The organism is Vibrio sp. 99K-1, assembly GCF_013114585.1.
Lineage (GTDB): Bacteria > Pseudomonadota > Gammaproteobacteria > Enterobacterales > Vibrionaceae > Vibrio > Vibrio chagasii_B.
The window spans coordinates 165,102-179,890 of sequence record NZ_VTXF01000005.1 but is presented as its reverse complement, the minus strand read 5'-3'; the positions used below and the strand labels follow the sequence as shown (position 1 = coordinate 179,890).

Below are 14,789 nucleotides of genomic sequence, written 5' to 3'. Positions count from 1 at the left end.
CACTGGATAGTGAATTAAAGAGTGCTAACTGCCTAGATAACGGTAACGTTTGCTTAATAAAGAAGCTCATTCGTTAGCAAACTCGATTATCTTACCCTTACAGACAGTAATAGATTGAATAGTTGGGTAAATAAGTAAATAATATCGCCCCGTTTACACGGGGCTTTTTTCTATCGGAGGCACAATGCTTTACCGTCTAGCCAGAACTGGCTTTTTCCAACTTGATGCCGAAAAGGCACATGATCTTGCAATTCAAAATTTCAAACGCTTTACCGGCACTCCCATTGATCTTTTGTATCGCCAACAATTACCTCATCGACCTGTAGAATGCATGGGTCTTACTTTTAAAAACCCAGTTGGCCTTGCGGCTGGCCTAGATAAAAACGGCGAGTGTATTGATGCATTTGGCGCGATGGGTTTTGGCTTTGTAGAAGTAGGGACTGTGACTCCACGTCCACAAGCGGGTAACGATAAACCTCGTTTATTCCGTCTTGTTGAAGCTGAAGGTATCATCAACCGCATGGGTTTCAACAACCTAGGCGTAGATAACCTGGTTGAGAATGTTAAGAAGTCAAACTACGACGGCATCTTGGGCATCAACATTGGTAAAAATAAAGACACGCCAATTGAAAAGGGCGCAGAAGATTACTTGATCTGTATGGAGAAGGTATACCAATACGCGGGTTACATTGCGGTAAATATATCTTCACCAAACACACCAGGGCTACGTTCTCTACAATACGGCGAAGCACTTGATGATTTGCTGTCTGAGCTGAAAGCAAAACAAGCTGAACTAGAAGAGAAGCATGGTAAGTATGTTCCTCTAGCTCTTAAGATTGCGCCGGATCTAAGTGACGACGAAATCAGCCAAATTTGCGAATCATTGATCAAAAATAAGATCGATGGTGTGATCGCAACAAACACGACATTGGATCGTTCAATTGTCGAAGGCATGAAACACTGTGACGAAGCCGGTGGCCTAAGTGGACGTCCAGTTCAGTCTCGTAGTACTGAAGTAGTTCGTAAACTTCACCAAGAGCTAGGTGACCAACTGCCGATCATCGGGGTAGGTGGCGTTGACTCTTATGTTGCTGCAAAAGAGAAAATGATGGCAGGCGCTAAGCTTGTTCAGGTTTACTCTGGCTTTATCTACAAAGGTCCACGCCTTGTAGCTGACATTGTCAAAAACCTGTAGTTTGTAAACTAGGTCGTTATAGAACATCAATATCAGAAGTACCTATAAACTGACATCGTCTTACTAAAAGAGACACTGTAACTCCCTGAGTTGTAGAGAAAAGCGATAAGAAAGAGGAATTCATTTCCTCTTTTTTTTTGCCTATTGCTCAGTAAAATTACTGCAATTGAAGGTAATTTTGCGTTTTACCTAATGGAATGGTTCAACAGTGTGAGACGAAATGATGCTTAAACCTAGCGATACATGGAGTTGGTATTACGATGAGCAGCAATGTTCATTAATGCTAAACCTCGGAGAGGATATGATTTTCAAAACGAATCTGGTCCGCAATAAGCTGGTGGACTGCGCGTTTCGAGATAATGAATTCACCGTTGATGACGCATCCTCATACCAAACCTTCAAAGAACAAATTTCTGGCTTAGAGCTATCTGAGCCTCGCCAAGCAGAACTAGCGCTTTACTGCGTGGCTGCGAAGCGTTTCCACAAGCCTGTACAACCAAAGAGTTGGTTCTTTGCACCTCAAGGTGCAGGCCATGAGTATCCTCAGGAAGGGGATATTGTACAAATGAATAACGAGCATAGCCTTGGTTACTTCATTGTATTAGAAGTGGGCGAGTGTGCGAGCTTGTGCGCGTTTGTAGACCTAGAAGAGTTCCTACTGACTCCTTCAAAAGGATTGCGCTTTGGCGACTCAATCAAGGTGATGCACGATAGAATGCTTGATGCTAACGCAATTCTGCATCAATCTCATCATATTGCGATGGTAGGCTAACCCAAGTTTAATACATCATTTCGCCATACGTCGCACAGAACAACCTCACTAAACCTTCCAAATAATCGGCTTAATAGCCGATTTTTTTGTGCCTAAAAAACCTCATCCTGATAAATGCATCACTCGCTAACCATCAAAATAGTGAAGTTAAGACAATTTTTTTTACGTTAATTTCACCTCATTTAATTCCTCAAAAGTGTAATTTAGTCTTCTTTATTCCCTGTTTTCGCTCTTTTGTAGCTAAATTTCACCCATTATTTCCTGTTGGTATATACCAATTTTAAGGTGAATATTAATTCACAATGTTGATTCGGTCGAGAATTGGATGTAAAAAAATTGGGTTTGTTAGGTCTTATGCTGTAAGGGGGACTGGGTAAGCGATCGCTTCAGTACTGTGTGTTTGCTAGCCAGTTAGTCGAAAGATTCAATGAAAAGACGAGTTTAGAGTGATGCTCTGGTAACAAAATCAGGTATAATCGAGCTCATTTTTATCAATAAAAGAACACTATGAATCAATATCTAGCGGTTACCTCAAACGGCCTTGAGAATTTATTAGTTGAAGAACTAACCCAACTAGGGATTACAAACGCAAAACCTGTTCAAGCAGGTGTTAAATTCAAAGCGACCAATGAGCAAATTTATCGTTGTTGTTTGTGGAGTCGTTTGGCTTCTCGATTTGTACGTGTCCTTTCTGAATTCACTTGTCAGGACGACATGGATTTGTACCTATCGACTACTGCGGTTAACTGGGTGAATCAATTCCATAGCTCTAAGCGTTTTGTGGTTGACTTCAACGGTACTAACCGTGAAATCCGCAACAGCCAATACGGCGCGATGAAAGTGAAAGACGCTATCGTTGATTGCTTCGAGAAGAAGTCATTGCCTCGTCCTTCTATTAGTAAAGAAAACCCAGATGTTCGTATTCACGTTCGTCTACACCGTGACAAAGCGATTCTTGGTTTGGATATGGTCGGCAGCGGCCTTCACCAACGCGGCTACCGTCCTGAATCAGGTCGTGCACCATTACGTGAAACATTGGCTGCAGCGATTCTTCTTCGTAGTGGTTGGGATGCAACAAAACCTTTCTTAGATCCTATGTGTGGTTCAGGTACGCTTGTTATTGAAGCGGCAATGATGGCTGCGAACATGGCTCCGGGTGTTAAGCGTCAGAAATGGTGTTTCGAAGCTTTAGAAGATTTTGAACCAGAGCTATGGGCTGAAGTTAAATCAGAAGCGAATGTTCAAGGTCGCCGTGGTGTTAAGAAAGTCGAGTGTAAGTTCTACGGTTACGATAACGATGAGCGAATGATCAAGACTGCACGTGACAATGCGCGTCGTGCCGGTGTTGAAGACTTAATTCAATTTGAAGTAGGTGATGCTGCGCTAGTTAAGCGTCCTGCTGATTTCGATAACGGCGTGGTTGTATCAAACCCACCTTATGGTGAGCGTTTAGGCACAGAGCCTGGCTTGATTGCACTATACACGGCATTTGGCGCACAGCTTAAAGCTGAGTTTGGTGGTTGTCACGCATCTATCTTCTCTAGCTCAGACGAGCTACTAAGCTGCTTACGTATGCGTGCTGATAAACAGTTCAAACTGAATAATGGTGCGTTACCGTGTCACCAAAAGAACTACTCAATTTCAGATCGTCCGATGTCAGAGCGTCCTGCAGAGCAACAAGAACAGCAGATTGCGCCTGATTTCGCGAACCGTCTCAAGAAGAACATCGGCAAAATTGGCAAGTGGGCCAAGAAAGAGCAACTAGATTGTTACCGTATCTATGATGCAGATTTACCAGAGTTCAATGTAGCGATTGATGTATACCCAGGTCACCTTGTGATTCAAGAATACGCTGCACCTAAAGATGTACCGGAAGAGAAAGCAAAACGTCGTCTAACCGATATTATCCGTGCTTCTATTCAAGTGACCGGCGTTGAAGCCAATAACGTTGTGCTGAAAGTTCGTCAGAAGCAAAAAGGGCGTTCTCAATACCAGAAGCTTTCTCAAGATTCATCGAACCTAGAAGTAAATGAATACGGCGTTAAGCTGATTGTTAACCTTCACGACTACCTAGATACCGGTTTATTCCTTGATCATAAGATTACTCGTCGTCGTATCGGTGAAATGGCAGCAGGCAAAGATTTCCTAAACCTGTTTGCTTATACAGGTAGTGCATCTGTACACGCTGCTGTGGGCGGCGCACGCTCTACAACCACCGTTGACATGTCGAATACCTACCTAGAGTGGGCGAAAGAGAACATGGAGCTTAACGGACGTGTCGGTCGTCAACATCAATTTGTTCAAGCTGACTGTCTACAATGGCTGGCTAAAGAGCAGGGTTCTTATGATCTGATCTTTATTGATCCACCAACGTTCTCTAACTCGAAGCGTATGGATCAATCTTTCGATGTTCAACGTGATCATATCCAATTGATGGAGAACCTAAAACGCCTGCTTCGTGAGGAAGGTACGATTGTGTTCTCTAACAACAAGCGTCACTTCAAAATGGACTTGGAAGCTCTAGACGAATTAGGTCTTAAGGCTCAGAACATCTCAGCGAAGACACTTCCACTAGATTTCTCTCGCAATAAGCATATTCATAACTGCTGGTTGATTACTCATCTCATAAGTAGTTAAGAGATTGTATAAGGATATATAGTGCTGACTCTCTACAGTACAGAAGGGTGCCATCTATGTGAGATGGCATTCCAACTCACGGAACAGTTAAACATTAGCCATCATATCAATGTTGTCGACATCGCATTCGATGATGAGCTCTTTTCCCGTTACGGGGTCACTATTCCGGTGCTCAAATTTGAAAGCTCTGACGGTTCTCAACACTCAGAGCTTAACTGGCCATTTGGCTTGTTAGAACTTAATGATTGGTTAAAGAAGAATGGCATTACTTACAATTCATAATGGGCAGTTAGCATTTGGCGACCACCCACTATTAGACCGTGCAGACTTCGCGCTGCAAGAAAACGAGCGTGTTTGTTTAGTAGGGCGCAACGGTGCAGGTAAGTCTACGTTGATGAAAGTCCTCTCTGGCAACATCATCATGGATGACGGCAAGATGCAAATTACACAAGATGTGGTAGTGTCTCGCTTAGAACAAGATCCGCCGCGTAACGAAGAAGGCACAGTTTATGATTATGTAGCTGGTGGTCTTGCTGAAATCGGCGAGCAGCTAAAGATCTATCATGATCTTCTAGATCTAATCGCGACCGACCCAAGTGAAAAGAACCTAAACCGTCTTACTCGTGTACAAGAACAATTGGATCACGCTAATGCATGGCGTTTTGAAGATCGTGTAACGAATGTTCTGGGCGCTCTAAAGCTGACTGCCGAAACTAAACTGACAGACCTGTCTGGTGGTTGGCAACGTAAAGCAGCTCTCGCTCGTGCGCTTGTGTGTGACCCTGACGTGCTTTTACTCGACGAACCGACTAACCACTTGGATGTTGCTACTATTGAATGGTTAGAAGGCTTCCTGAAAGACTTCCGCGGCTCAATCATCTTTATTTCGCACGACCGTGCATTCATTAAATCGATGGCAACACGTATCGTAGACCTTGATCGCGGTAAGCTGAGTTCTTTCCCTGGTGACTACGAGAATTATCTAGTTGAGAAAGAAGAAGCGCTTCGCGTGGAAGAAATGCAGAACGCTGAATTTGATAAAAAGCTTGCTCAGGAAGAAGTTTGGATTCGTCAGGGCATCAAAGCTCGTCGTACTCGTAACGAAGGTCGTGTACGTGCGCTTAAAAAGCTACGTGAAGAGCGTTTGAATCGTCGTGAAGTGCAGGGCAAAGCGGTTATCCAAATCGATGATGCTCAGCGTTCAGGTAAGATTGTATTTGAAGCTGAGAATATTAACTTTGGTTTCGAAGGCAAAGAGATTGTTAAAGACTTCAGCTTCAATATCATGCGTGGTGATCGTATCGCTCTTATCGGTCCGAATGGTTGTGGTAAGAGTACCGTTCTGAAGTTGCTACTTGACCAGTTAAAACCTGATTCAGGTCGTCTGCATTGCGGTACGAAACTTGAAGTGGCGTACTTTGACCAATACCGCGAGATCCTTGACCCAGAGAAGTCGGTTATCGATAACCTAGCGGATGGTAAGCAAGAAGTAACTGTAGGCGGTCGTGAGCGTCATGCGCTTAGCTACTTACAAGATTTCTTATTCTCGCCTAAACGTGCTCGTACTCCTGTTAAAGCGCTGTCTGGTGGTGAGAAAAACCGTCTTCTATTAGCTCGTATTTTCCTTAAATCAAACAACTTACTTATTCTCGATGAGCCAACCAACGATCTAGATATCGAAACTTTGGAACTTTTAGAAGATTTGCTTGCCAACTATCAGGGTACGCTTCTTTTAGTAAGCCACGATCGTCAGTTTGTAGATAATACAGTGATGACAAGTTGGATCTTCGAAGGTAACGGCGTGATTGAAGAATTTGTTGGTGGCTATCACGATGCGCAACAGCAAAGAAAGCAGGCACTTGAATACCGACAGGTTGAAAAGCCATCAAAGCCAGCGAAAGTAGTTGAGGAAACTCCCAAAACTGCACCAGTTAAAGCTAAACCTAAGAAGTTATCGTATAAGCTACAGCGAGAGCTAGAAGCGTTACCACAACGTTTAGAAGAATTGGAAACACAAATTGAAGCTCTTCAGGAAGAAGTTAATGATCCAAGCTTCTTTTCGAAATCTGTAGAGCAGACACAGCCAGTTTTAGATAAGCTAACTGCGACAGAGCAGGAGCTTGAAGTTGCATTTGAGCGCTGGGAAGAGCTCGAGGCACTACAACAGGAAAGTTAAGAAGTAATAATGACTTGTACTAAATTTAAATTAACAACAGTTGCAGCTCTAGTTTTGGCTGCAACTAATGCCAACGCTGCGCTGTATAAGGTCGTTGAAGTAACGCCTTCGATTACCGGTGCATCTGAAATTTTTGGTGTAGCGATCCAGCCTGGTAGTGCTACCGACGGAACGAATGACCTTGCACTAGGATGTTTTGACTCAGCGGCAACAAACTGTGCTGACACTACATTCAAACTTGCTGGCGAAACTCGCAATACGGTTGAAGCGGTAAGTTATCGCGAAGAAGTGCCTTTCGCTATGGATGCTCCATTCCAGTACATCCAAGAGTTTGATGATTTCGAAAACTATTGCTATCGAGAACTGAGATATTCTACATGTGAGAGCTGGGCTCAAAATCGTTGGAACGATACTTGGAGCAAGGAAAGAAATGATCTCACTCATGTAAACGCTAAAGCCTTTGTCGAAGGTGGTGCCACATATGAGAGCCGTAATACGGTGATTAACTCTCTAGATGATACAGCTCAACCATTAGGTGTTAAATCTGAAGGTGGTATCCGCAACAACGCACTATTTACGACGACAAATGGACCTACTGGTACTTCTGAAACACGTGCTTGGAAAGCTATCACAGCAAGTAACGGCACTGTTTACAATGTAGGTAGTGTGTCTGAGGAGTTTGCACCTACAGATACATCTGAGCCAGACAAAGCTTTTGCTTCTAAAGCGGCAATCTGGGATGACACTACGACCAAAGAAATTGATTGGATTCGCAGCGGTAATGCTCAAGAAGGTGATTATTTTGCTCAAGGCAGCATGCGCTCAATCGTTGAATCAAACTCTGTTTTCTATGGTGTTGGCTATAATACCGAAAATGGTAACGGCGACCTACAAGACATGAATGCCAGTGTCTTTGTGAGCAATTCGTTAGATCTAACGAGTGCGACATGGACAACTACACAGATTAGCGGCGCAGAGGTTAAGTCTGGCTCGTCTAACGACGATGCGAGATACAGTAACTCTGTCGCGACTGATATTAACGATAACTTGTTCGCTGTTGGTTATGCTAAACGTAATGGCTATGTGCCAGAAAACGGCAGCGCAGGGAATAAGATTTTCGTTGTTACCGATGCGAAAAAACCAACTGCAACATTCTTGTCGGATGGCATTTTCTTTAGCGGCTCAAGTGGCGAAGCTAAAGCGGTAAATAACTACAATGAATTTGTAGGCCAGATTGATGCGGAAACGACTCGTGAAGTTGACGGTAGTGAACGTAGACATCGTGGCTTTATTTACCCGTATCAAGCAAATGGCACTGACTCATCAAGAATTGCGCTGTTTCAGAGCAAAGCTTGGTGGCTAGACGATCTAACCAATGATGGTGATGCTTCTGGTGAAAACAACAAGTTTAGAATCATCGACGCAACTGACATCAACGACGCTGGTGTAATCTCGGCGACTGCGATTAAGTGTACTGTTGGTGGAACAGCTCAGCCGTATGATACAACGTCTCACAACTCATACTGTGGTGGCGCATCATCTAATGCGGTAGAAGAGGTTGTAGCGGTTAAACTTGTTCCTATTGCTGGTAAAACTCAAGCTGATATTCAAGCTCGTAGTGCCGACTCAGAGAAAGTCGATCGTCAAGGTGGTAGCCTTGGTTGGTTAACTTTGACTGTGCTTGGTCTGTTAGGGTTCCGTAGGAAATTTAAATAATATCTTCTCTTGAGCCCGAGTTCACAATTCTGAACTCGGGCTTTTTTTCGCCTTGAGAAAATCGAAAAATTGGTCGATTCTTAAACTTGGAGTCACAAAAACTCCGCAAAGTTGTAATCATTGTATGTTAGTAAATCGAAATACCCGTATGAGGACTGCACTATGAAGAGACAAAAACGTGATCGACTAGAACGAGCACAATCTCAAGGCTATAAAGCTGGTTTAAACGGTAGGTCACAAGAAGCTTGCCCATATAGCCAAATGGATTCTCGGTCTTATTGGTTAGGTGGTTGGCGAGATGCCAGAGATGATAAACAAGCAGGTCTCTACAAGTAGATAGAGCGCAACGAATTCAAGGTCAGGGCTCCATTGTTTCAAATACAATGGAGCCTTGTTAGTTAAAGGGGGAGATAAAGTTTGCAAACGGCGAAACGGCCAAGAGCAATGTTTCTATGATATTCATGTTTCATTCATAGCTGGTGGACGTGATATCTCAATTAATTCGAACCTTAATGCACTATAACTAAATATATTGCAGATAAAAATAAAGCAGCCATTGGCTGCTTTATTTAAATTTAACTATCTAATTAGAATGCTGACGTGTCTTGGAAAAGGCCAACTTTCAAATCTTTAGCAACATAGATCTCTTTGCCATCAACAAGTACGCGACCATCAGCAAGGCCCATAACTAGGCGACGGTTAACAACACGCTTCATGTGGATCTCGTATGTTACTTTTTTCGCTGTAGGCAGGATTTGACCTGTGAATTTAACTTCACCAACACCTAGAGCTCGGCCTTTACCTTCGCCGCCAACCCAACCAAGGTAAAAACCAACCAGTTGCCACATAGCGTCTAGACCTAGACAACCAGGCATTACTGGGTCACCAGGGAAGTGACAATCAAAGAACCATAGGTCAGGAGTAATATCGAGCTCAGCAAGAACCAAACCTTTACCGAAATCACCTTCAGTCTCAGACATTTTAGTGATGCGGTCCATCATCAACATGTTTGGTGCTGGTAGTTGAGGACCTTGTGGCCATAGTTCGCCTTGGCTTGAAGCTAGAAGCTCTTCGCGAGTGTAAGAATCACGTTTGTTTTGCATTATCAATTACTCCGATTTTTGATAGGTGCATATTAGTGAACAGGTGTACGCTAAACAAGTCCGATCAGTACTAGACAAACCAGTTTTTCATGCGTCCAACAATTCCAATTGGGTGCTCATGTCTTTCAAAGTTTTCAATACGTTCCGCGATTTTACTAAGAACGCTTTCTTCTTCATCGTCTCTAAATGGTTTGTTCATAATGAGAGGAATAGCTTCGTCTACATTTGACACAGACCAGATGTGAAATTCTTCGTTTTTGATGCTTTCGATAAGGTCTGGTTTCAGTGCAAGATGTCTCAGATTAGACCTTGGAAGTATCACGCCTTGTTTGCCTGTTAGGCCTTGATGCTTACAAACATGGTAGAAACCTTCGATCTTCTCATTGAGGCCACCGACCGCTTGCACACGACCAAATTGGTCGACTGCGCCTGTTACAGCGATTTGTTGGTCGATAGGGTATTCAGATAGTGCGCTCACTAGAGAACACAGCTCAGCAAGTGAAGCACTGTCGCCATCAACTTCGCAATACGATTGTTCAAACACGACAGACGCAGCGTATGGCAATGGATCTTCCAGGTTTAGCGCACTGCTAACGAACGCTTGCATGATCATCATGCCTTTCGCATGCAGGTTGCCACCAAGCTCAGCTTTACGTTCAACATCGGCAATATCACCATCGCCAAAGTGAATCACACACGAAATACGTGCAGGCTCACCATAAGAGATTGGGTGACCTGGAACATCGATAACGGTTAGGCCGTTCACTTGGCCCACTTGTTCACCTTCAGTTTCGATGATGACTTGGCCATCTCGAATATCATCAAGTGCGCGCTCTGGTAGGTATGATTCTCGATTGTATTTATGCTGTTGAGCTTGTTGGATATGCTGAATATCAATCTTGCCGTTATTGGCTTCAATCAGCGCTTCATTCAGTAGCGCGTTGTGCCAAATCGGACACAATGGAATGTAACTTTGATCTTCTGTTTCTCGGGCGCCTGCGGTCAAAATCGCCGTCAACGCTTGTTGAGTAATATTGGGCAGTTCGTAACGCTGCTGAAGCCACTTCAGATAGCCTAGATATTGAGTCAAAGTCTCTTCAGACAGTTTAATGTCTTGTTCAATTTCACTAAAAAGACAAAAACCGGTTTGAATATCGCTATCCAAGTAATCAAGGTCACCGAGTTGCGCTCTGTCTCCAACGACAATCAATTTGATGTTGTATGTAAGAGGAAGCGTTGGTGATTGATTCAAGTGCTCAGGGTTACTGCTGATTGGCTCCACAGCTTCGCCAAGAAGCGCAGATTTTAATAATAACCAGCTACCCGGATTAGCAAGAATCAAATTTGCAGATACGATCAAGTAGCCGTTGTTTGCTCTGGTGAGTAGACCAGGTTTCGTCGCGATTATTTTTCCATCTCTAGACTGAACTTGGTCAAACAGAGAAATTGCATTCAGCGATTCGGTTTTGATAACGGGCTGTGTATCGTCATTCAGTTCAGCGACTAAAGATTCAACGATCATTTGGCGATAGATTGAGTTGTCCGGAGAGTTGACCAACAAAACACGTGAAAGGTTTGATAAGCGGACAAAGCGAGTCAACGCGTCTCTGAATCTGTGTTGAATATCTGAAAATGGGAGAGGCGAGATGTCATGGAATTGCTCTAATTGAGCGCTATATTCGTCGTACTGAGGCGTAACATGTCGCCAATCTACTTGAGTCATTTAAGTTTCTGATTATGATAATGAGGTAGGGAGTATATAGAAAAACCGATCTCGCTTGTAGCTCTATATGGACGTTACCGATCACTGGACTAATATAAGTATGATCTTGGTCTATTCTTTCAAGACAATAATTGTTAAATCGCCCATTTTGGGTTACGCTGTCACTAGGATTAACACTCGAGATTAGACATGAAATATCAGCAACTTGAAAACTTAGAATGTGGTTGGAAATGGAACTATCTGGTCAAAAAATGGAAAGAAGGCGAATCGATCACCTGCCACATTGATTCAAGTGAAGCTGACGTCGCTATTCAGGCGTTATTAAAGCTCGAACACCAACCTACAGGTGTGCTTGAGTGGATATCAGACAACATGTCTCCAGAGCTCGACAATAAGCTCAAACAAGCGATTAGGGCGAAGCGCAAACGCCACTTTAACGCTGAACAAGTTCATACCAAAAAGAAATCAATCGACCTCGATTATCGCGTCTGGGAAAAGCTATCTCAAAGAGCGAATGAGCTAGGTTGTACCTTGTCTGACGCCATCGAATATTTGGTGAGTGAAGCATCACGCAGCGAACAGGCGAGTAAAACGGTAACGAGCCTTAAAGAAGATTTAAGCAAGCTTCTTTCTGACGATAAGTAACCATCAATATTAGTGGTGACGTTATGATGTATGTAATCTTAATCGGTGCAGTGTTGGTATTTTGGTTGGTCGCTGTAGATAGACCCGTCCTGAAAATCAAATTCAATGATGGCGCTATTGAGCAGGTTAAAGGTCATCTTCCGCCGAGTTTTAAGCACAACCTTCAAGAGATCGGCCACAACAATGCGTTTAAGGGCGAATTAAAAGTGTATGCGAAACGTTCTGGCTATAACTTGAAGTTCACTAAGGACGTACCTAAAAGCGTACAGCAACGCATTCGCAATGTGTTCCCGCATAACGGATTCAAGTCTAAAGGCTCAAAGAAAGCTTAATTTTCGATAATTACGTGTTATCCAATACAACATCATACTAAGTTAATCCTAAACATCTCTCCATTATCTGCATACTGTTTTCAATCTTAACTAAAAGAGAACAGTATGAGATATCTTGTAATTTTATTGTGCTTTTTGTCACCACTAACACTTTCCGACGATGCCTTGATTAACCCAGTAGCAAAGAAGATTAAGACCTCTGTCCTTAAAGGGCTCAGTAAGAGTCATGTTGAGGTAGAAGGATATTGTGATCTTATGATTGAGATGAAGCACGCCAAAGGTTATGCAAGAATCAAAAAGGTCAGAACCTCTGGGGATAGCAAAATCTGTAAAGAAGCTAAAAAGCATCTGCCTAAGCGTAAAAAGTTCAAGTACAGCTTTCCTGAGAAATACATTCGTCTTCACATATCAGAATAATCGCTCTAATGCACTATAACTAAATATCTATAATTTTAATGAAACAATTTCGTGAACCAATCTCTAATTTCTATTAATATTTAGCTCACTTATAAAGTCAGCATATGCTGCCAAAAGAAGATTAGGGCAAAGGAAAGTCTCGGTTGTTGCTAGCAAATAAAAATTACACCCCAGAAGTCATAGAGATCTCTAGAAAAGTTTCAATTAACGTTGAGGCTCGTTTTACTAAGTGGTTGATATCTGAAAAGTATAAACTTGACCAATCCACGGTCGATACGCTACTTAGCTTAGAAAATAGATACTGCGAGAGCGTCATCTTTAATGAGGCAGACCGAATCTCACATAACCAACGTATTCTTTTGCGTTGTGAACAAGATAGAGTTAATGCCAAACGTGAGAAGGTAGCGGCCAAACAACAAACACTGCGTTACGTTATTGACGATGTGAGTGACGCGGCTTCAGTGCTCATGTTAGAGAAGCTTCAAGGTACACTGATAAGCTCTCTGTTCACACAGCTGCCAGATTACAATCAGTTTGCGAGTGTGGCGTATTCTCCATCTTTAAACTTTTCCAAGTTACACAAAATTTCATCCGAGAGCCGGGGACTTAGCTCTAGTCTTGTTGAGTTTGTTTCCAATCGTGAGTTTACAGAGAAATACGGCAAGAAATCGAAAATCATACTCGACCCTAAAGTTGCAGCAAGGCAAATTGGTATAGAAAACTGTCGGTTGTTGTTTCCATTATTGATGAGCCAACAGTTGATCAAGTGGAACGACGGCAATATCAAGCATATTGTGCCAAAGGTTTGGCAACACTTGGTGGTGACTTCAAATGCTACGCGTATAAGACTACAAGAAACGTCCGTTACAGATCCGAACGTTGGCATCCTTCTTGGCGTTTTGAGAGTGTTACCTTTATTCTTGATTTGTAATCACTTTTCTTCAACTTTCGAAGATGCCTTGGTGAAAACTATGCTCGGTTATCGAGATGCCAGTGACAGGCATGAAGAATATTACGCTTGTGCTGAAGTCATTCCAAATACTCAGTTTCTTGAGTCTATGGTAGAGCAACTTGAGTTGAAACTGCTTCAGAAGCTTGTTGAATTCATTGATTGGAGTCCTGGCAACCAGTTTATAAAGAGAGCTCTATTAGAGGAAGTGAACGATGTTCCAGCGTTAGAAAGAACCCTCTACGGAGCAGCACTGGCTCAAGGAAGAAAGTTCTCAATTTTTGAAGCACTGAGCAACAGTGATTTCTTTAATATTAAGCACAGACCTTATTGGTTCTCGAATGTTCAAATGTCAGCAACGACAATTGAGCAAATGCAGAATAGGGTACCAGGTAAAATCACCGATAAGATGTAATGAAGAGAGCCACACTTGTGTGGCTCTTTCTTTTAAGTTGCACTGTCACTTTATTTAGGTTGCTGACAAAGCCGGACTTACCAACAGTGGCTGTTTAGCAAACCACTTCAAACGTGAATGAGTCCTGTTTGGCCATTGCTTGTTTGACTGGAATACCTAGGCGTTGGCATGTCATTAACAGTTTAAGCTTTCTATCCGCTGGAGCATGCTCTGAGAGAATGACTGAAGTAAGGCATTGCTTGTTAAGAAACAGTTTATTGCCTTCGAGCTCTTCCTTAGGAAGTACCCAGCGATATTCTCGCTCATAGCGCCAATTAGAGTGCTTTACCTTAAAGAGTTCGGTACCTAAGTTTAATGGCGGTAACTTCTCTAACAAAGGCAAACAGATATTGTTTGGATGGTCTTCATATTGAACCTCAAAGCAATTTAGGTTCGCGTCACCCTCATAATAGTTAAGGTCATACTCAATACACATACCTTTGAAGTTGTCACCATACTGAGACCACAGTATAGGGTGGTCGCTGGACTGCGAGAAACACATCACCTTAAAATCATTTTGAAGGCACTGGCTGAAGATGTGGTTAGAATCAAAAGGGTTGTTAAAGGATTTAGCGTAATCAAACCACAACGAACACTCGGATATAGATTGTATGTTTCTATCGTGGAGCGATCTGAACTTATAAAGTTTAGGCAACATATCAAACACCTA

14 protein-coding genes are annotated in these 14,789 nt (G+C 42.8%); 11 read left to right on the top strand and 3 right to left on the bottom strand.

Annotation, left to right across the window (positions count from 1 at the left end):
• Positions 1–184: 184 nt before the first annotated feature.
• The 7 genes from pyrD (at position 185) to rmf (ending at position 8,832) form a co-directional block, all read left to right on the top strand.
• Positions 185–1,195 carry a quinone-dependent dihydroorotate dehydrogenase gene (pyrD, locus tag F0228_RS06125; protein ID WP_061033444.1) on the top strand — a complete coding sequence of 337 codons (1,011 nt, stop codon included), beginning with the start codon at positions 185–187 and terminating at the stop codon, positions 1,193–1,195.
• A gap of 220 nt (positions 1,196–1,415) precedes the next feature.
• Positions 1,416–1,967: a cell division protein ZapC gene (locus F0228_RS06120; RefSeq protein ID WP_008221983.1), complete on the top strand. Its 552-nt coding sequence runs from the start codon at positions 1,416–1,418 to the stop codon at positions 1,965–1,967.
• A 507-nt stretch (positions 1,968–2,474) separates the two neighbouring features.
• On the top strand, positions 2,475–4,604 hold the full coding sequence (rlmKL, locus tag F0228_RS06115; RefSeq protein WP_171762010.1) for a bifunctional 23S rRNA (guanine(2069)-N(7))-methyltransferase RlmK/23S rRNA (guanine(2445)-N(2))-methyltransferase RlmL: 2,130 nt from the start codon (positions 2,475–2,477) through the stop codon (positions 4,602–4,604).
• A gap of 21 nt (positions 4,605–4,625) precedes the next feature.
• Positions 4,626–4,886, top strand: coding sequence for a glutaredoxin family protein (locus F0228_RS06110; RefSeq protein WP_081090360.1), 261 nt, complete (start codon positions 4,626–4,628; stop codon positions 4,884–4,886).
• Positions 4,864–6,780 (top strand): ABC transporter ATP-binding protein, encoded by a 1,917-nt coding sequence (locus tag F0228_RS06105; protein WP_171762009.1) that lies wholly within the window; start codon positions 4,864–4,866, stop codon positions 6,778–6,780. Before F0228_RS06110 ends, F0228_RS06105 begins: the two co-directional genes overlap by 23 nt.
• A gap of 9 nt (positions 6,781–6,789) precedes the next feature.
• The gene (locus F0228_RS06100) at positions 6,790–8,496 is read left to right on the top strand and encodes a DUF3466 family protein (protein ID WP_171762008.1); all 1,707 of its coding nucleotides are present in this window, start codon (positions 6,790–6,792) and stop codon (positions 8,494–8,496) included.
• 162 nt (positions 8,497–8,658) lie between these two features.
• Complete coding sequence (gene rmf / locus F0228_RS06095; protein ID WP_004742306.1) at positions 8,659–8,832, top strand: ribosome modulation factor; 174 nt, start codon at positions 8,659–8,661, stop codon at positions 8,830–8,832.
• Between the two features lie 251 nt (positions 8,833–9,083).
• Here rmf and fabA read toward each other — a convergent pair whose 3' ends face one another.
• Positions 9,084–9,599, bottom strand: a complete 516-nt coding sequence (fabA, locus tag F0228_RS06090) for a bifunctional 3-hydroxydecanoyl-ACP dehydratase/trans-2-decenoyl-ACP isomerase (RefSeq protein WP_004742305.1) — start codon at positions 9,597–9,599, stop codon at positions 9,084–9,086.
• 70 nt (positions 9,600–9,669) lie between these two features.
• Positions 9,670–11,322 (bottom strand): Lon protease family protein, encoded by a 1,653-nt coding sequence (locus F0228_RS06085; protein ID WP_171762007.1) that lies wholly within the window; start codon positions 11,320–11,322, stop codon positions 9,670–9,672.
• Positions 11,323–11,511: 189 nt separating this feature from the next.
• Between F0228_RS06085 and matP the strand changes: the two genes are divergently transcribed.
• From matP to F0228_RS06065, 4 genes are all read left to right on the top strand, one after another.
• Positions 11,512–11,967 carry a macrodomain Ter protein MatP gene (matP, locus tag F0228_RS06080; RefSeq protein ID WP_008221970.1) on the top strand — a complete coding sequence of 152 codons (456 nt, stop codon included), beginning with the start codon at positions 11,512–11,514 and terminating at the stop codon, positions 11,965–11,967.
• A 23-nt stretch (positions 11,968–11,990) separates the two neighbouring features.
• Positions 11,991–12,299 (top strand): DUF3634 family protein, encoded by a 309-nt coding sequence (locus tag F0228_RS06075; RefSeq protein WP_171731730.1) that lies wholly within the window; start codon positions 11,991–11,993, stop codon positions 12,297–12,299.
• Between the two features lie 105 nt (positions 12,300–12,404).
• Positions 12,405–12,716 (top strand): hypothetical protein, encoded by a 312-nt coding sequence (locus F0228_RS06070; RefSeq protein WP_171762006.1) that lies wholly within the window; start codon positions 12,405–12,407, stop codon positions 12,714–12,716.
• Positions 12,717–12,859: 143 nt separating this feature from the next.
• The gene (locus tag F0228_RS06065; protein WP_061033437.1) at positions 12,860–14,080 is read left to right on the top strand and encodes a hypothetical protein; all 1,221 of its coding nucleotides are present in this window, start codon (positions 12,860–12,862) and stop codon (positions 14,078–14,080) included.
• Between the two features lie 94 nt (positions 14,081–14,174).
• Here F0228_RS06065 and F0228_RS06060 read toward each other — a convergent pair whose 3' ends face one another.
• Complete coding sequence (locus tag F0228_RS06060; RefSeq protein WP_061033436.1) at positions 14,175–14,777, bottom strand: DUF2971 domain-containing protein; 603 nt, start codon at positions 14,775–14,777, stop codon at positions 14,175–14,177.
• Positions 14,778–14,789: the final 12 nt, after the last annotated feature.

Bases quoted from the DNA above. Each gene is read 5' to 3' on its own strand.
- pyrD (WP_061033444.1), top strand. From the start codon at position 185: ATGCTTTACCGTCTAGCCAGAACTGGCTTTTTCCAACTTGATGCCGAA.
- F0228_RS06120 (WP_008221983.1), top strand. From the start codon at position 1,416: ATGATGCTTAAACCTAGCGATACATGGAGTTGGTATTACGATGAGCAG.
- rlmKL (WP_171762010.1), top strand. From the start codon at position 2,475: ATGAATCAATATCTAGCGGTTACCTCAAACGGCCTTGAGAATTTATTA.
- F0228_RS06105 (WP_171762009.1), top strand. From the start codon at position 4,864: ATGGCATTACTTACAATTCATAATGGGCAGTTAGCATTTGGCGACCAC.
- F0228_RS06100 (WP_171762008.1), top strand. From the start codon at position 6,790: ATGACTTGTACTAAATTTAAATTAACAACAGTTGCAGCTCTAGTTTTG.
- rmf (WP_004742306.1), top strand. From the start codon at position 8,659: ATGAAGAGACAAAAACGTGATCGACTAGAACGAGCACAATCTCAAGGC.
- fabA (WP_004742305.1), bottom strand. From the start codon at position 9,599: ATGCAAAACAAACGTGATTCTTACACTCGCGAAGAGCTTCTAGCTTCA.
- F0228_RS06085 (WP_171762007.1), bottom strand. From the start codon at position 11,322: ATGACTCAAGTAGATTGGCGACATGTTACGCCTCAGTACGACGAATAT.
- matP (WP_008221970.1), top strand. From the start codon at position 11,512: ATGAAATATCAGCAACTTGAAAACTTAGAATGTGGTTGGAAATGGAAC.
- F0228_RS06075 (WP_171731730.1), top strand. From the start codon at position 11,991: ATGATGTATGTAATCTTAATCGGTGCAGTGTTGGTATTTTGGTTGGTC.
- F0228_RS06070 (WP_171762006.1), top strand. From the start codon at position 12,405: ATGAGATATCTTGTAATTTTATTGTGCTTTTTGTCACCACTAACACTT.
- F0228_RS06060 (WP_061033436.1), bottom strand. From the start codon at position 14,777: ATGTTGCCTAAACTTTATAAGTTCAGATCGCTCCACGATAGAAACATA.